The 16466-nt window shown below is 45.6% G+C and carries 16 protein-coding genes; 12 read left to right on the plus strand and 4 right to left on the minus strand.

Translation table 11 applies throughout. The features are described 5' to 3' along the window. Positions 1-4 precede the first annotated feature (4 nt). From rpoZ to TOL_RS00860, 3 genes are all read right to left on the minus strand, one after another. Positions 5-238 (minus strand): DNA-directed RNA polymerase subunit omega, encoded by a 234-nt coding sequence (gene rpoZ / locus TOL_RS00850; RefSeq protein ID WP_015485369.1) that lies wholly within the window; start codon positions 236-238, stop codon positions 5-7. Between the two features lie 91 nt (positions 239-329). Then, complete coding sequence (gmk, locus tag TOL_RS00855) at positions 330-953, minus strand: guanylate kinase (RefSeq protein WP_015485370.1); 624 nt, start codon at positions 951-953, stop codon at positions 330-332. A 59-nt stretch (positions 954-1012) separates the two neighbouring features. Beyond that, positions 1013-1816: a DODA-type extradiol aromatic ring-opening family dioxygenase gene (locus TOL_RS00860; RefSeq protein WP_015485371.1), complete on the minus strand. Its 804-nt coding sequence runs from the start codon at positions 1814-1816 to the stop codon at positions 1013-1015. A gap of 308 nt (positions 1817-2124) precedes the next feature. On the opposite strand from TOL_RS00860, the gene TOL_RS00865 reads away from it, so the two are divergent. From TOL_RS00865 to TOL_RS00875, 3 genes are read left to right on the plus strand one after another with little or no spacing between them, the layout of a single operon-like run. After that, positions 2125-2448, plus strand: a complete 324-nt coding sequence (locus TOL_RS00865) for a helix-turn-helix domain-containing protein (RefSeq protein WP_015485372.1) — start codon at positions 2125-2127, stop codon at positions 2446-2448. Next, a complete protein-coding gene (locus TOL_RS00870) occupies positions 2438-3787 on the plus strand; it encodes a type II toxin-antitoxin system HipA family toxin (protein WP_015485373.1) in 1350 nt (449 codons plus the stop codon). Before TOL_RS00865 ends, TOL_RS00870 begins: the two co-directional genes overlap by 11 nt. 48 nt (positions 3788-3835) lie before the next feature. Continuing rightward, the gene (locus tag TOL_RS00875) at positions 3836-4954 is read left to right on the plus strand and encodes a hypothetical protein (protein ID WP_015485374.1); all 1119 of its coding nucleotides are present in this window, start codon (positions 3836-3838) and stop codon (positions 4952-4954) included. Positions 4955-5097: 143 nt separating this feature from the next. Here the strand turns inward: TOL_RS00875 and TOL_RS00880 are convergent, their stop codons facing one another. After that, the gene (locus TOL_RS00880) at positions 5098-6426 is read right to left on the minus strand and encodes an ATP-binding protein (protein WP_015485375.1); all 1329 of its coding nucleotides are present in this window, start codon (positions 6424-6426) and stop codon (positions 5098-5100) included. 317 nt (positions 6427-6743) lie between these two features. On the opposite strand from TOL_RS00880, the gene TOL_RS00885 reads away from it, so the two are divergent. From TOL_RS00885 to mads5, 9 genes are all read left to right on the plus strand, one after another. Continuing rightward, complete coding sequence (locus tag TOL_RS00885; protein ID WP_041453222.1) at positions 6744-7049, plus strand: helix-turn-helix domain-containing protein; 306 nt, start codon at positions 6744-6746, stop codon at positions 7047-7049. Then, entirely contained in the window at positions 7046-8296 is a 1251-nt protein-coding gene (locus tag TOL_RS00890; protein WP_015485376.1) for a type II toxin-antitoxin system HipA family toxin, read from the plus strand. The genes TOL_RS00885 and TOL_RS00890 overlap by 4 nt, the downstream gene beginning before the upstream one ends. Before the next feature lie 330 nt (positions 8297-8626). Continuing rightward, positions 8627-8869: a helix-turn-helix transcriptional regulator gene (locus tag TOL_RS00895; protein WP_001070200.1), complete on the plus strand. Its 243-nt coding sequence runs from the start codon at positions 8627-8629 to the stop codon at positions 8867-8869. Next, on the plus strand, positions 8856-10598 hold the full coding sequence (locus tag TOL_RS00900; protein WP_015485377.1) for a DUF927 domain-containing protein: 1743 nt from the start codon (positions 8856-8858) through the stop codon (positions 10596-10598). The genes TOL_RS00895 and TOL_RS00900 overlap by 14 nt, the downstream gene beginning before the upstream one ends. A 271-nt stretch (positions 10599-10869) precedes the next feature. After that, positions 10870-11097: a helix-turn-helix domain-containing protein gene (locus TOL_RS00905; protein WP_041588353.1), complete on the plus strand. Its 228-nt coding sequence runs from the start codon at positions 10870-10872 to the stop codon at positions 11095-11097. After that, positions 11097-13151 carry a methylation-associated defense system DNA methyltransferase MAD2 gene (mads2, locus tag TOL_RS00910; RefSeq protein ID WP_015485379.1) on the plus strand — a complete coding sequence of 685 codons (2055 nt, stop codon included), beginning with the start codon at positions 11097-11099 and terminating at the stop codon, positions 13149-13151. Before TOL_RS00905 ends, mads2 begins: the two co-directional genes overlap by 1 nt. Beyond that, positions 13148-14428, plus strand: a complete 1281-nt coding sequence (gene mads3, locus TOL_RS00915; RefSeq protein WP_015485380.1) for a methylation-associated defense system AAA family ATPase MAD3 — start codon at positions 13148-13150, stop codon at positions 14426-14428. The genes mads2 and mads3 overlap by 4 nt, the downstream gene beginning before the upstream one ends. Positions 14429-14430: 2 nt before the next feature. Next, complete coding sequence (gene mads4, locus TOL_RS00920) at positions 14431-15087, plus strand: methylation-associated defense system protein MAD4 (RefSeq protein ID WP_015485381.1); 657 nt, start codon at positions 14431-14433, stop codon at positions 15085-15087. Next, positions 15084-16463 (plus strand): methylation-associated defense system restriction endonuclease subunit S MAD5, encoded by a 1380-nt coding sequence (mads5, locus tag TOL_RS00925; protein ID WP_041588354.1) that lies wholly within the window; start codon positions 15084-15086, stop codon positions 16461-16463. Before mads4 ends, mads5 begins: the two co-directional genes overlap by 4 nt. Positions 16464-16466: the final 3 nt, after the last annotated feature.

The following is a 16466-nucleotide window of genomic DNA, read 5'->3' on the forward strand; positions in this document are numbered from 1 at the left end:
GCTCTTAGTACTCACGTTCCGCGCGGGCTGCTGCTTCTTGAGCGGCCATAGTCGTTGGGGTGACTAGGTCTTCAGCGATTTCGCGCAAAGCGATAACGGTTGGCTTGTCATTTTCTTCAGGGACAAGCGGTTCAGCACCTTGAACAGCGATCTGACGAGCGCGTTTAGACGCCAGCATGACCAATTCAAAGCGGTTTTCAACGTTGTTCAAGCAATCTTCTACGGTTACGCGTGCCATGATAGGTCCTGTAAACGGATATGAATTCAATAGAACCGAACATTGTATGCGAATTCCTCAATAAAGGAAGAGGGCGTAGACAAAATGACGTTCAGCCCAGTAAGTTTTTCAGTGTATCTGCGTGACGAATTCGCTGTGCTTCTAACCGATGGCGGCGTGCAATGATAATAGCGCGCAGCTCTTCCACGGTATTGTTGAAATCATCATTGATAATTAAGTAATCGTATTCGCCGTAGTGGCTCATTTCACTTTTAGCATCGCGCATTCGGCGAGCAATGATGTCTTCGCTGTCTTGGCCGCGATTTTGTAAGCGTTGTTGCAAAGCTTCAATCGACGGAGGAGCAATAAATACGCTGACTGCGCCGGTCATTTGCTTGCGTACTTGCTCGGCACCTTGCCAATCGATTTCTAAAATCACATCACGACCGGCTTCAAGTTCAGACTCTACCCAATCCTGCGAGGTTCCGTAGAAGTTATCAAAAACTTGAGCGTGTTCTAAAAATGCGCCGGCGTCGATGAGCTCTTGAAACTGCTCGCGGCTAACGAAGTTGTAGTCCTTACCATTTTCTTCGCCGGGGCGCGGCATACGAGTGGTGTGGGAAACGGATACACCAATGTAGCCGGTAGAGTTAAGTAGGGCTTTTACTAAGCTTGTTTTACCGGCCCCTGATGGTGCAGAAAAAATAAACAGGGTGCCTGTGAATGTCTTTGTCATGATGATGAATATCGCTGCGCTGAAGATGGCTTAAGTATATCTTAAAATCGGCTTAACCATCAGGCTCGCCATAAATACATCCCAGAAGCCTTCCCTAAAATACGCGGTGTCGAGCCCAGATCGGCAGGTCTTTTTGCTAAGCCGTAGCAAACATGCAACGGTAGCAGGTGTTCTTCACGCGGATGACAAAATCGCGCCGCCGGTGCCAAAGTCCACTCGCGGAATCGTTTTGTGCGTTCTCCTTCGTTTAGCTCACGGCTTAGGCATGTATCATCCAACCATTGCTGAAATGCCAAATTGGCCTGACGAATTTCAGGGGTTTCGGCAGCAAAAAATGCGCGCATATTGTGAAACGAAAAACCTGATCCAATCACCAATAAGCCCGGATGATTCAGTGTTTGCAAGGCTTGGCCGATTGCCACGTGTGTATCGGCATTTAGCCCCTTAACTAATGACAGTTGCACACAGGGGATATCAGCCTCTGGATACATGATTTTAAGCGGCACAAATACACCATGATCCCAGCCGCGTTGATGGTCCTTAGCGGCATCAATCCCAGCTGCGGTTAATGCTTGCACAATATCATCGGCCAAATCGGGTGCGCCGGGGGCAGGGTATTTGATTGCGTAGGATTCCGGCGGAAAGCCCGAATAATCGTAAATCAACTCAGGTGCCGTAGCGCTGGTCACTGTTGCATGCTTTGCCTCCCAGTGTGCACTGACCACTAAAATCGCTGATGGCTTAGGAATTTGTAGCGCAAAGTCTTGTAAGCACTGCATCATTTCCACATGCCCAGCATCGCCCAGTAATGGCAGCGGGCCGCCACCGTGGGAGATAAACAAGATGTTGGCGGATGATGGCATGGGTGCCCCGTTGGTATGCTACTCGATATTCTGGATCTGCTCATTGAATAGCGGCCTAGATCCTAGCAAACTCAACAACTTATCGAAAAGAAACCGTTCAAAAATGCCTGTTTGCCCACCAAACTGCTCACCACTTGCCTATGGCTTTTACTAAATCTTAGTGGTTAGTAATGGAAAAACAGTGCCGTTTTTATGCTGCTGTTAGGGTTTAAAAATAGCAGTTTAGAAAGGCTTTATCGAGTAATTTTTTCAACACTTCATCCATTGATGGATATAATAATATCCAATTCCTGTTTTATTTCGCTACAATGGATGTAACTGTATCCATTTGGTCTTTGCGGATGAATTTTACCTTACTTGATGATACCGATGTAAGCCAAGCCTATGCGGCTTATTTACGTGAGTTACGTCAACGAGCAAAGTTGTCACGAGCTGCGCTTGCTGAGCGAAGCTGTGTACCTGCGGCCACCATTAAGAAGTTTGAACTGACAGGGCAAATTTCATTTCGCCAATTGTTGTTGCTTTGGCAAACACTTGACTCGCTAGATAGGCTTTATCAGCTCACACAACCTAGCAAAGAGCGCGCTGCTATACCCACGAGTATTGATGAGGTGCTAAAAGATGAGTTTTAAACCCATTCAAAAACTCGCCGTAACTCGCACGTTAAGCTCAAGTGAGCAGGTTGCTGTAGGGGTCTTGGCGCAGAATCGGCAAGGCGTTTTTTTTCAGTATGCAGACAGCTATTTGCAGCAATTTGGCAATTTATCACCGTTTACTTTGCAAGCGAGCACACAAGTTCAAGCCGCACCTAGAGCGCCTCATCAAGGAGTACATGGCGTATTTGCAGATTGTTTGCCCGATGGCTGGGGCATGCTGTTGCAAGATCGTATTTTCCGGCAAAAGGGCATCCTGCCTAATCAATTAACAGCGATGGACCGGCTGGCTTTTGTTGGTGATAAAGGCATGGGAGCGCTGTCTTTTTCTCCGGTGTCTGAGTTTTCAGCCACCGCGCACGCGGATATTGATTTAGCTACTTTAGGCTTAGAAGCGCAAACGCTGTTTGATTCTTCAATGTCAGATTATATGGATGATAATCACGATGAGTTAGATGGACATACTCAGCAGGTGTTGGCTGCATTAGTCGCCGGAGGTAGTTCAGGTGGTGCAAGGCCTAAGGCGCAGATTTATATGCCTGTTGGGGGAGCTCAGCATTGTCGAACCTTTGCTCAGCCTAGAGATGAGGCTTGGCTGATTAAATTTACCTCGAAGAATCTAGCGCTTGGCCATGAAGAAGGTTTGTGTGAGGCGGTTTATTTGCAAATGGCTGAGCAAGCTAAGTGTCAACCGCCGCAATGGCAACTCATTGAAGCACCAACTACAAGCGGTGCGTCTGCCTGGTTGGCGCTTAAGCGTTTTGATTATGTCACTCAACAGACCAATTTAAGCGGTAATCGCAGTTCAGGTCGCCTGCATATGCACAGCGCCTGCGGGCTGCTGGATGCAGACTTTCGAACGCCAAGTTTAGATTACATTGATTTAATTAAAGCCAGCCGTCAGTTGTGTAAATCGCCAGCGGCTGGACAACTTCAATTTCGCCGTGCCGTTTTTAACCTGCTGTCGTCCAATCAAGACGACCACAGTAAAAACTGGGCGTTTTTGCAAGCTGATGATGGTCAATGGGATCCTGCACCTTTTTACGATGTTACTTACAGCCCACATCCATTCAACGAACACGCCACTGCGTTCGGCGGTTATGGCAAAGCGCCACCGCTTAAGGTGATGCAAAAACTAGCGACCAGTGCGGGCTATGGGAGTTGGCATGATGCAAGGCAAGTTATTGAAGAAGTTGCAGAAGCCATCAGCCAATTTACGTATCTGGCACAGCAGCAAGGGATCAGTAATACAACAGTGTCTGCGATTGCTAAGACATTGGAGCAGCGCAAACAAGAAAATGCAGCGCTTTTTCAATGAAAGTAAAACAAACTTTTCAATTCACAATAAATAGATAGCAAGGTCATCGTGAGCGAATATCAATACTATAAATTTGAGCGTCTGGATGGGTATTTAGATGCTAAAGCACGTCAAGCACTCCGATCAATTTCAAGCCGTGCCGAGATCAGTGCTACGTCCTTTCAGGTGTATTACACCTACAGTGACTTAAAGGCAGAGCCTTTTGAGCTGATGTTAAAATACTTTGATATCGGTTTTTACTATGCCGATTGGGGCTCAATCGATGCCTACATCAAGCTACCAGCAGGAACGCTCCCTGAAGCTTTACTTTGCTTTTCAAGTGATGGGCTTCATATTCACGAAAACGATGAGTGGCAGTTGCTGATTTTTTCCCTTGAGGAGTATGATGAGTATTTTGACGATGAGCATGCTGACGACTTTTTCCAGCATTTAGCCGCTTTACGCGGCGGGTTAATGCAAGGGGATTGGCGCCTTGTGTACTTTATGTGGCTCAAAGCGTTTGATTTTAATGATGGCGTTGAGCGAGTGCCGTTAATTCAATTCGATTTTGAGCACCTCAGTGAAGAGGAGCAGGCGTTTGCTGCGCTGTATGATATTCCCTTAGCATTGGTTAAGGCGCTCGCCATGGTGCTGAAGGAGCAACCCAGTCACCAAGCCAAACAAACCCAATTTCAATTTGATGAATGGCTCCATAATCTCTCGGAAGTTGAGAAAGACACGCTATTACGCACGCTGTTTGAGCAAGGCCAGCTAACCCGACACCAAGCCTTAGCGCTGACGCGAAAAGAACCTGCCAACACAGACGAAATCTATCAATACTGGTTAACCCCCGAGGTAATTTCCCCTTTCATTGAGCAAGCCCAAAGCCAATTACAGCAAGAGCAAGCCGCAGCGCTCGCAAAAAAATTAGCCATCGAAAAAGCGGAAAAAGAAAAAGCGTTGACGGATGTTTACAATCAGTGTGAGCACTACTGGCAGCAAGCACAAGAGCAAGCGGATCGAACTTGCGCCAGTGGTTACGATGCGGCATCAAGCTATCTGCATCAGCTGTTTGAGGCCTATCAGTTCAAAGCGGATGAAGCGGCGTTTGAACAACGTTTTAAGCGCTTTGTTGTGGCGAATAATAGCCGTAAAGCACTGTTAAATCGCTTGAGTGATTTGCTTTAAACGATGAGGCGATAGGCTGGCCAAATGACGTTAGCAAAAAACCGATTGAGGGTTGGTTGAAAGGTTGTAAGCCCACCAAAGGTCTACAAATTGTTACCTATGAAGTCACTTTGTGTAGACCTCGGGGTCTAAGCAACGCGCTTTTACCATCTCTGTGGTAAATACTGCGTGAAATACAAAGGCATCACGATATTGGTTTGCTCTAATGCGGATGAGCCTTGTGTACCCGTTAACTTAAAGGTTTTACTTGGAGTACATTTTTCAACGTAGGATGCCAACGATTTTGCTCTTGTACGTTTACCACTTTTGACCTCCACAGGGACGATATCGCCTTCATCGGTCGCCAAAATAAATTCGATTTCGGCGCGGGCGTCATTCCATGAATAGCTTGGGTCAACGCCAATGGCAGTGAGCTCTTGTTGCACAAAGTTTTCAGCCACATAGCCTCTGTAGTTATAAACAGAGAGATCATAGTTTTGTTGCTTAATTTCTTTATAACTGCTGCCGAGCATATGATTAAGCAGGCCCACATCAAACAGAAACAGTTTCACCATATTTTCTTTTTTATAGGCCGCTAACGGAGATTTCGGCAATCCTTCAATAGGGTAGTTTGGCAAAGCTAAGCGGCAGCAGTTAAGCCAATGGATCGCGGTTTCAAAATCGCTATAACGAGATTTACGTTCATGCACATGCTTAAATTTAAAGCGTTTAACCGACTCATCGCTGACAAGTGATAGCTGGGCTGGAATGCTATTAAATACCGATTCAATCAGTGTGGCGTCGACCTTGCCCGCGTACTTACCAAAATCGCGGCGATAACCTTCCACTAAATAGGCATGAATTTTTGTGACTTTTTCAACACGCTCTAGAATGCTTGAATCCTTATACTGATACCAAGCAGAAACGGCTTCCGGCATACCACCAGTAAAAAAGTAGTCAGTGAGTTTGTCCATCAATTTGGTGTGTACTGCCGGTGTGCTTGCTTGACTATCAAACGCTTTGATCAGCGCTTGCTCGTTGGATGCGTAAATAAATTCTTGGAAGGTCAGTGGTCGTAAATTGTATTGTTCTACCTTGCCCACAGGGAAGGTGTTGAGCAAACCAATATTCGAGCCGCTGGCAGCGACAAAATAGGACGGTGCTTTTTCAGCAAAGTACTTTAGTGAGGTAACGGCACGTTCACATTCGCCAATTTCATCTAATATCAGCAGATCGGTTTCTGGGTTGAACGCTTGGTTGGTTAACAACTCAATGTTCATTACTAGCTCGTCAGGTGACAGAGAGCCATCGAACGCTTCTTTGTAAGCAGGGTTTTCAAGGAAGTCGATACGAAGGATGTTGGCAAAGGTGTTCCCAAATAACTCTTGTAGCAGATAGGTTTTACCTGTTTGTCTTGCACCATCGATCAATAATGGCTTGCGCACCGGTTGATTTTTCCATGCTATTAGGGCGTTTAGTAAGTTGCGCTGCATTGTCATTTCCCGCCAATTAAGACTGTTAACTGCCTGTAGTATAACTCAGTCTACACTTTAACGCGCAGAAAAGTGTGGAATTATACATTTTTATGCGCATAAAAGTGTGATCCACAACCTTTGGCATTCAGGGATCCATTTCATCGCCTTGGCCAACGCGCAAGCTAAACCTAAAGGTGGGATATAAATCCAATTATATTGAGTAAAGTAGGAATATAGTCCTACATATAAATTGTTGGAGTTGCTTGGGATTCAAAGTTGGACTATATTCCCATTAACGGTTAAATAGTGGGAATATAGTCCCTTTGGTTGGTGATATGGCTAAGCGTGACTTACACAATGTACTGTTTCCAAAGCAGCGCAAAATCCTGAGGCATTTTGGTGAAGACTTGCTGTTGGCGATGAAACGACGTGGTTTTACAAAAAAGCTACTGTGTGAACGTACTGGTTTTGATCATAAAACCGTGAATAAAGTCTTCGCCGGTGATCCGGGCGTTGCCATAGGCACTTACTTAAAAGTGATGGCTGTTCTTGGCATGGAAAGCAACTTTGCAGAAATGGCCGCTCATGATGAAGTGGGTATCAAGCTGCAAAACATAAAATTGCTGGAAGGTTCAAAATGAGCCGTGAAATCGTCGAAGTCTATGCCGACTGGCAGCCAATTGAAGCGCCTTTGCTAATTGGGCTGCTTGCTCACAGTGATTCAAGCCGAGGTGGCGTATTTAGTTTTGCCTACGATAAAGCATTTTTAACCTCAGCCTATCGCTTGCAAATTGATCCAATCCTAACGCTTCACTCCGGTGAACTCTATAACGATGAAGCCGATAAAAACTTTCGCGCATTTCTTGATTCATCGCCTGATAGATGGGGGCGTATTTTAATGCAGCGGCGTGCGGCGATTGAGGCGCGCAAAGGCATTCGAGCAACAAGTCGATTAAACGAATTGGATTACCTGCTGGGCGTACATGACTCTTATCGGATGGGGGGGATTCGATTTAAGCGAGTAGGCTCGGATGCTTTTTTGGACGGCAACTCTGAGTTTGCTGCGCCACCAATGGCTTCTTTGCGAGAGCTAGAGCACGCAGCAATGCAGATTGAAAAAGACGATAACATCGACAGTGACGAGTATTACCGCTGGTTGAAAATGCTGATTTCTCCAGGCTCATCATTAGGTGGTGCAAGGCCCAAGGCTTGTGTCACAGATGAACAAGGCCACTTGTGGATTGCCAAGTTTCCCAATCTAAATGATACCCATGACGTGGGCGCATGGGAGATGGTCTGTTATGAATTGGCTCTTGCGGCAGGTGTTCACATGTTTCCAAGTGAGATCAAGCAATTTTCGTCACAGCACCATACCTTTTTAACCAAACGGTTTGACCGCGACGGTGAAAAGCGGCTGCATTTTTCATCGGCCATGACACAGCTTCAATACTATGATGGTGAACAATCTCAAGGTGCTAGCTACTTAGAGATTGCTGAATTTATTTCCAATTCTGGTGCACAAACCGCAGCCGATTTAGCTCAGTTATGGCGTCGAATCGTGTTTAATATTGCGGTGTCCAACACGGATGATCACCTGCGTAACCATGGGTTTTTATTAACAAAGAATGGCTGGAAGTTATCACCCGCTTATGATTTAAACCCGATAGTGGGTAAGCATGGCCTGCATCTGAATATTACCGATGCAGACAACGCTTTAGACTACCAGCTAGCCTTTGATGTGAAAGACTTCTTCAGACTTTCGCAAACCCAAGCCACGCAAATTTACGATGAAGTATTAATGGCGGTTAAGCAATGGCAAACCGTTGCTAAGCGGCTAGGGATCAGCCGAGCGGAGCAAGCCATGAAACAATCAGCGTTTAACGTTTAATGAGTCAGTGAAACTATATTTTCATTTTTCAGCAGATAAAGAAGTTTTAGTTTCACTTTATGCTTTGCCTCATACTCCATGTGTTTTAACACTTCGCTCATCCCTTGGGCTTTTGGGGCAGTTTGGGCAAAGCCTTAGTTCACGCCACTTAGCCACGCACCAACCCTGCCCACAGAACAATTATTATTTGGGGCACTATCTACAAACTGGGGCAAGTAGCTACTTGTACCCTCAGAAAGCTGCACGATCTGGGCATTTATCTGCCTACTGCGTCCGTTTAGTACTGGCAAACTCCTAACTGAACTTAACAGATCAGTGAGGAAGCAAACGATGAACCCAACGACACAATCATCCACCACATCAACACACCCAGCGCGTCAGCAGCGGATTTTGCGCTTGCCCGAGGTAAAGGCCAAAACAGGCTTTGGCCGCAGTACCATTTATGCCCTGATGGCCAGCGGTGAATTTCCACGTTCCATTCGTATTGGTGCGCGTGCCGTGGGCTGGTTAGAAAGCGATATCGACCAGTGGATTGAAACCCGCCGTATCGGTGCTGCTTATGGCCGTGGATAAACCATCAGCATTAAACCAATTATCTGCCAGTGATATGCCTAGCAACGAGCCAACATTACCAGCTGGTTTTGCCTATAACGAGCAAAACTGGCTGGTGATGCAACCGGCAGGGCAAGATAGCCCAGTCAAAATCTGTTCTTGGCTGCAAGTTGCTGCTCGCACCCGCGATCCGCAAGGGGACAACTACGGCTATTTATTGCACTGGTTAGACGATGACAATCGCCATCGCTACTGGGCCATGCCCGCAGAACTATTGGCCGGAGACGGCAGCGAGTACCGCCGAATTCTACTTAGCCGAGGCATGCGGCTTAGTAACAGTGTCAAAGCGCGGCAGTTGCTCTCGCTGTTTATTCAACAAATGGGCGAACTGGCTACGCAAAAGGCTATCAGCGTCAACTGCATTGGCTGGCATCACCACGCTTATGTGCATCCGCGCCTCACCTTTTATCCAAGCGAACACAGCAATAACCCGCGCATGGTGTTGCAAACCATGCACCCGATAGAAGGCTTTATTCAACAAGGCAGTAGCGACACTTGGCGGCAGCACGTAGGCCGTTATTGTCTGGATAACCCGCTATTAATTGTTGGCGTTTGTGCTGCACTGGCTGCACCTTTATTGCATTTGTGCGGGGTGGATGGTTTTGGTTTACACCTCTACGGTGCCAGCAGTACTGGTAAAACCGCAGCGTTGTATCCGGCGTTATCAGTGTGGGGCGAGCCTAATCAACTACGCCACAGTTGGCGTGCCACGGCCAACGGTTTAGAAGGCACAGCATTAGCGCATAACGATGCCTTACTGGCGCTCGATGAAATGGGCGAAGTTGACCCAAAAGAGGCGGGCGATGTCGCTTATATACTTGCCAATGGCCAAGGTAAAACCCGTGCAGGCAAATATGGTGAAATGCGCTTACCCGCGCGTTGGCGTTTAGTGTTTTTATCCACTGGTGAAGTGACACTTGAAAGCCATCTTGCCAGTATCGGCAAACGCGTGAAAGCGGGGCAGCAAGTGCGCGTGATTGATCTCAGTGCCGATGCCGGATCGCAAATGGGCGTGTTTAACCAGAGTCATGGTATGAATGCCGCCGATTTAGCCGATCACCTAAAACAGCAAAGTCGCCAACATTACGGCTGCTTGGCCTTGGACTGGTTACGGTATTTAACGCAGCACAGCGCGCAGGTGCGGCCCGTTTTCCAAAACGTACGTCAACGCTTTTTAGCCAGTTTACCTCCCGAGTCAGACGGCCAAGTGCGCCGAGTCGCCGAAAAGTTTGCCTTACTGGCCAGTGCAGGCCTGTTAGCCATTCAAGCCAAGGTACTCGATTGGCCAACCCAAAGTGTCGAAGCTGCCTGTTTAAGCCAGCTAAACCAATGGATACTCGCCCGCGGTGGTGTGGCTGCCAATGAAGATCAACAAGCCATTCGCCAGGTGCGCAGCTTTATTGAGCAGCATGGCGAAAGCCGCTTTACGCCCAAACAAACCGGTTACAGCAGCCAAGTACGCCAACGCGCAGGGTGGATAGACACCAGCGGCCCACAAACCCTCTACTTGTTTTACCCAACTGGCTGGCGTGAAGCCACCGAAGGCCTAAGCCCAGATCGCGCCGCCAAAGCACTGATGGCCGCAGGCTACCTAGTCCCCGATGGCAACCGACCACAGCGCAAAGTCAGCCTGCCCGACAACACCCGCCCGCGAATGTACTGCGTGAAAGGCAGCATCTTGGATGACTAAAATGGCGATGAATCCTGTGTAGGCTTGTCGCCTTGCAGTGCACCGCCAGTCAACCTAAAGGCTTGGCGAGGATTAAAGTCCAATGCAGACAATACTGTTAGAGGCATTCCCGTGAACCGCCAGTGCACCAACAACCAGAACAGAACGGATAACAAATACGCTCAATTATTTGGTTTTAACTCAAATAAGTTGAGAGTAATCATAATCGTGGTATGGTAAGCAACAGTGAAAAATCCCAAGTTTATGGTTAAGAAAACACCGTGGAGAGAGCATGATCCGCTGCCACCTAGCCCGATTAATGGGTGAGAGAAAAATGCGCATTAGCGACGTGATGCGAGAAACCGGCCTAAGCCGCACAACAGTCACGCTACTTTACAAAGAAACCGCGCTCAAGGTGGACTTAGAGGCGCTCGATAAGCTGTGTGATTTGTTTGATTGTGAAATCCAAGATCTATTACAAAAATCGCCAGCAGAAACCGAATTTAATGAGAACAAGTAATGACAACAACCAACGATAAAAAGCCATCAGAAGTACTCGCCATCGAAGATGGCATGATGCTGGATTACCTAACGAATAATCCTATCAAAGAAACACCTAAAGAATTGGTTCGTCAAAAAACCTTACGCGCCTTGTTCCATGAATACGGCATCAGCGCTGAAGATATGGAGCTTGATGTAAAAGTTAAAATTGATGGTAAACAGAAGAAAATTGATATCGCCATTTTCGAGCATGGTGCTGAACATATTCCTGAAAATATTCGCCGCATTGTTATCTGTGATAAAGAGCCGAAAAAAGGCAAAAAATCCGCAGTAAAAATGCGTGATCACGACCAAGCGCATAAAGACCTTCAGTTGATGGAAGATATGATGCGTGAACAGGTTGGTGATAAGTACGTGTTAGAAAAGTGCCAGTGGGGTTTGTGGACCAATGGCATCGAATTTTTCTTCGTGGAAAAAGAAGAGTCACGTTTCGATACCAAGTTCAACGCAGTTGGTGATTGGCCATTAGCAGATGAGACTCTGGGGAGTCGAGATGTTGCATCAAATGCGCAACTAAGAACCGCTGACCGTGAGATGCTGCTCACTGCATTCCGTCGTTGTCATAACTTTATTCATGGTAACGAAGGTATGCCTAAAGATGCGGCATTCTGGCAGTTTTTATACCTTATCTTCTCTAAAATGTACGATGAGCGCATCGGCAATCGAGATCGCGAATTTTGGGCATCGCCAACGGAGCAGTTTGACGACGAAGGCCGTAAGAAGATCAGAACGCGCATCAACCCACTATTTGAAAAGGTGAAAAAAGCCTACCCAGAAATTTTTACAGGCAATGAAGAAATTACTTTGTCAGATCGGGCTTTGGCATTCATGGTATCTGAACTTGCTAAGTATGACTTTACTCGTACTGAAATGGACGCCAAAGGTGCTGCCTATCAAGAAGTGGTGGGAGATAACCTACGTGGTGATCGTGGTCAATACTTTACGCCTCGGGGTGCAATCAAACTGATTGTGGAAATGATGGCACCACAACCACACGAAAAAGTATTGGACCCGTCATGTGGCACAGGTGGTTTTCTTGAGCAAACTTTAAGCTTCATTAACAGAACGCTTTGTGAAGAGGAAGAAGTCAAATTAGGGGCTGAAACCACAGAAGAATTCATCTCTATTCAGCAACAAATTAAAAAGTTTGCCGAAAATAATCTGTTTGGTTGTGACTTTGACCCCTTCTTGTGCCGTGCATCGCAAATGAATGTGGTAATGGCAAGTAATGCCATGGCTAACATTTATCACATGAATTCATTGGAATACCCTCACGGGCATTTGAAAGGTGTAGAACCAGCCAAAAGTAAAATTCCAGTTGGCGATTCAAGCGGTAAAGACGGCAGTATTGATGTCATCTTAACTAACCCGCCGTTTGGTTCCGATATCCCAGTTACCGATAAACAAATTCTTGAGCAGTTTGATCTTGCGTACATTTGGGAGCGCACTGAAAACGGTGGTTTTAGAAAAACACAGCGCCGTAAAGATGCCGTTTCGCCCGAGATTTTGTTTATTGAGCGTTGCGTGCAGTGGCTTAAGCAAGGCGGACGTATGGGTATCGTGCTACCAGACGGTATTTTGGGTAACCCTGGTGATGAATATATTCGCTGGTGGTTAATGCAAGAGTGCTGGGTGCTTGGTTGTGTCGACTTACCGGTAGAGTCATTTATTGTTGAAGCTAACGTAAATATCTTAACTAGCCTGCTGTTCTTGAAAAAGAAAACCGATACTGAAAAAGATGCAATTGCCATCGGTGGCGAGCCAGAATACCCCGTATTTATGGCGGTAGCTGAAAAGGTAGGTTTCGATCGTCGTGGCAATACACTTTATGAGCGCCACCCAGACGGCGAAGAGAAAGTTATCGAAGAAGAAGTTGAAGAACGTATTCGCATTAACGGCCAAAATGTGGTGCGTAAGCTTAAACGTCGCAGCAAAATTTTAGATGATGACCTGCCAAAAATTGCTAAAGCCTGGAAAGAGTTTCGCGCTAACAATCCGGAGCCATCTGTATGATTACGCGAATAGAGGCATACCGATATCGTTGCTTCAATAAGCTAGATTTAGAACTTGATAATCTGCATGTTTTTGCTGGTTCAAATGGTTCTGGGAAAACGACGTTATTAGATATCCCTGCCTTAATAGGCGATATCTTAATGGTTAGCGATATTAACGATGCTTTTTTCAAACCAATGAATGGTAAAGAAAGATCAAGAGCGGACAGTCCAATAGAACTTGTTCATAAACTAAAGGGAGACAACTTTACCTTAGTTTTAGAGGCTGAGATCCCAGAGCAACAGCAAATTTTACTAGAGCGAGTTGGTCCTGCAAGGTTTAGGGCCGAGCCAGAAAAGCGTAGCGATACCATTCGCTATGAACTATCGATTGGCATTGTTGAAGACAAACTGGAAGTGAAAGAAGAGCATTTGATGCTCTTTAATAAGCACGATAGAGTGACTCACGGCGGCGAGATCCAAGGTGGCAGATTTGATAATAAAAACGTTTTTCAAGTCATTGAAAGATCTAACAGACAGAAAGCCGTTTTTTCACCTGAATGGGCGGATAAAAGACAAAATAAAGATATTGAATTTGCCCTTCATAATGAGCGAACTGCTTTTGCTTCTATGCCCGCAGACAGCATTGATTTCCCAGCTGCGTTTTGGTTCCTGGAGTTCTTAAAAACAGGCTCGCACTGTTATGAACCACAATGGCCTGCGATGCGTTTGGCTGCCTCGCCGAGAGATAAAAATACCTTTAAAGCGGACGGTAGCAGTTTGCCGTGGCAAGTATATGCCTTGCAAGAACGCGATCCCGAAGGCTTAAACGAATGGTTAGAGTTGGTGCAAATGGCGCTGCCCTCTATTACTAAAATTGAAGCCAAGCAACGTATCGATGATAGCTTTTGTTACCTAGAAGTAACCTATAGCAACGGTATGGTGGTGCCTTCGAGTGGCTTGTCGCACGGTACTTTGCATATCTTAGCGTTGACAATTATCCCGTATTTGAAAAATGCACCTAAGATCATCACCTTAGAAGAGCCTGAAAACGGTATTCACCCTAAGGCAATCGATGCGGTGTTAGAAGCGTTAAAGCTCACCTCTGATACGCAATTGTGGTTATCAACGCACTCACCTGTGGTGCTCGCCAATACCGAAGTCGAGCAAATCATTACTATGCGCTTCAACAAAGACGGCGCAACAGAAGTATTAAAAGGCCATGAACACCCCCGCCTAAAAACATGGAAGGGCGAAGTGGATTTAGGAACCCTATTTGCGGCCGGAGTGTTGGAATAATCATGAGAGATATTGTTTTTTTAGTAGCCGACGGTGAAATGCAAGCCACGGTAGAAGGCTTTTTCGAAAATCCAGCGTTTGATACACGACTGCAATGCGCCAGATTTGAATTCGACACCAAGCAAGATTTAATCAAACACCCAAGAAAAGATCCGGGTGTTTATCAGGATGGTCATAACCTGCTGAAAAGCTATGTTGATACCCATAACTACGCGGTTGTTATGGTCGACTTTGCGTTTAATGACAACCTACAAACAATGGATTACCAGCAGTTCTGTGAAAAGATTAAAGCCAATATGCGTGCCGCAGGTTGGCCAGATGACCGCTTTTTTGTCATGGCGATAAACCCAGAGCTGGAAGTATTGATGTGGCAAGCGGATACCCGACGAATTGAGTCAGTATTTGATTATCCAGGTGCTAGTGGCAGCCTGAGAGCTTGGTTGCAAGAAAGAAACCTTTGGGATGCGGATGAACTTAAACCTGCCGATCCTAAAGCAGCAATTGATGCGGTAAGAGGCCAAAACTGGGGGCGGAAAAAGACCCACTCTCAGCTGTTTAAGCGCATTGCCAAAGACGTGTCTTTTCGTGGTTGTTCAGATGAGTCGTTTAATGGCTTATTGCAACAGATTCAGGCTTGGTATCCGAGGGTTTACGCATGATAGTTGATCTAGTTAATAGTAAATGGATTGAAAAATCGGGGTACAGAATGGATTGTGGACCATTTGTAAAAGGAGCTTTTCAAGCTAGGATGGTCGTTGAAGATTTACAGGCTCCGAAATTCTTATTGAGAGATCTTGTAAGTAAAACACCTGATGGAAACTACAAAGGTAAAATGTTGAAAAGGACATTCGTCGATTCACAAGAATATGGTGTTCCATTTGTAACAACTACTGGTCTAACGAAATTTGACACAAGTAAGTTTCCTCTGATTTCCACAAATATTGCAAAAGCTGACCCTAATTGTCTATTGAAGGAGAAAACAATCCAAGTTTCTGCAGCTGGGACAATTGGTAGGGTTTCCATGTCCAGAATTGATATGGTCGGGATGTTTGGTTGTAGTGACAATATAAAGTTAAATATTGATGAGAAAAAGGTCTCCCCAGAATATGTTTACGCTTTTCTCGCGGGAAAATTTGGGCAGGCTTTGGTTTGTTCAGGAACATACGGTTCCATAATTAGGCATTTGGATACGAAACATTTGGATGAAATATCTATTCCTGTTTTAGATATTGAACCCACAATTACTGATTTGATTTCTCAGGTTAATAAACTCAGATACAGAGCAAGTGAACTAATGTCTGAGGTACGCATGATTGTCAAAAGGGAATTGGGGCCGATAGAAAATGGAGGTATATCGTCAGTTGCCAGCTCAAAGTTGATACAAAGGAGGATGGACTCATTTTATCACTCTGAAAAAGTAGTCAAAGCGAGAGATTTACTGTCTGGAAATAGCGACAAGACTGTATTTGATTATTCAGAGAAAGTTTTTGAGCCAAATAGAGGTGCAAGATATAAAGTTGAAGATGAATCGTATGGAGTTCCATTTATATCTTCTTCCGAAGTTTTTAAGCTAAATCCAAAGGGCGAGTATTTTATATCTAGAACAAGGACTCCTCATTTTGAAAACCTTGAGATAAAAGATACAGATGTACTTATACCTAGGAGTGGTCAGTTAGGAGGGATTATTGGTAATGCGGTCCTTCCTTACTCTAGTTACTATGGTTGTGCTGGTTCAGAACACCTCGTTCGAGTTAGATGTAAGTCACAAGATGATGCGTTTTATCTTTGGAGTATCTTGGATTCACAACAAGGTTATTTAGCTGCGATTGGAACAGCATTTGGTTCTTCAATTCCTAGTTTAGATTGTGAGCTTATCGGTAATATACGCATTCCAAATAGTCTTGAGACACATAGAGATAGAATAATAACAGCTGTACGTGAAATGGTTAATTCTCTTTCTATGGCGGCAAATTATGAAACTCAAGCGATTGCAAGCTTAGAAGACGCAATAGAAACAGCAGCACCAAAGCATTAAGGA

It is taken from the genome of Thalassolituus oleivorans MIL-1 (genome assembly GCF_000355675.1).
Taxonomy (GTDB): Bacteria; Pseudomonadota; Gammaproteobacteria; order Pseudomonadales; family Oceanobacteraceae; genus Thalassolituus; species Thalassolituus oleivorans.

Bases quoted from the DNA above. Each gene is read 5' to 3' on its own strand.
- rpoZ (WP_015485369.1), bottom strand. From the start codon at position 238: ATGGCACGCGTAACCGTAGAAGATTGCTTGAACAACGTTGAAAACCGC.
- mads2 (WP_015485379.1), top strand. From the start codon at position 11,097: ATGACAACAACCAACGATAAAAAGCCATCAGAAGTACTCGCCATCGAA.
- TOL_RS00860 (WP_015485371.1), bottom strand. From the start codon at position 1,816: ATGCCATCATCCGCCAACATCTTGTTTATCTCCCACGGTGGCGGCCCG.
- TOL_RS00880 (WP_015485375.1), bottom strand. From the start codon at position 6,426: ATGCAGCGCAACTTACTAAACGCCCTAATAGCATGGAAAAATCAACCG.
- mads4 (WP_015485381.1), top strand. From the start codon at position 14,431: ATGAGAGATATTGTTTTTTTAGTAGCCGACGGTGAAATGCAAGCCACG.
- TOL_RS00890 (WP_015485376.1), top strand. From the start codon at position 7,046: ATGAGCCGTGAAATCGTCGAAGTCTATGCCGACTGGCAGCCAATTGAA.
- TOL_RS00905 (WP_041588353.1), top strand. From the start codon at position 10,870: ATGATCCGCTGCCACCTAGCCCGATTAATGGGTGAGAGAAAAATGCGC.
- gmk (WP_015485370.1), bottom strand. From the start codon at position 953: ATGACAAAGACATTCACAGGCACCCTGTTTATTTTTTCTGCACCATCA.
- TOL_RS00900 (WP_015485377.1), top strand. From the start codon at position 8,856: ATGGCCGTGGATAAACCATCAGCATTAAACCAATTATCTGCCAGTGAT.
- TOL_RS00870 (WP_015485373.1), top strand. From the start codon at position 2,438: ATGAGTTTTAAACCCATTCAAAAACTCGCCGTAACTCGCACGTTAAGC.
- mads5 (WP_041588354.1), top strand. From the start codon at position 15,084: ATGATAGTTGATCTAGTTAATAGTAAATGGATTGAAAAATCGGGGTAC.
- TOL_RS00895 (WP_001070200.1), top strand. From the start codon at position 8,627: ATGAACCCAACGACACAATCATCCACCACATCAACACACCCAGCGCGT.
- TOL_RS00865 (WP_015485372.1), top strand. From the start codon at position 2,125: ATGGATGTAACTGTATCCATTTGGTCTTTGCGGATGAATTTTACCTTA.
- mads3 (WP_015485380.1), top strand. From the start codon at position 13,148: ATGATTACGCGAATAGAGGCATACCGATATCGTTGCTTCAATAAGCTA.
- TOL_RS00885 (WP_041453222.1), top strand. From the start codon at position 6,744: ATGGCTAAGCGTGACTTACACAATGTACTGTTTCCAAAGCAGCGCAAA.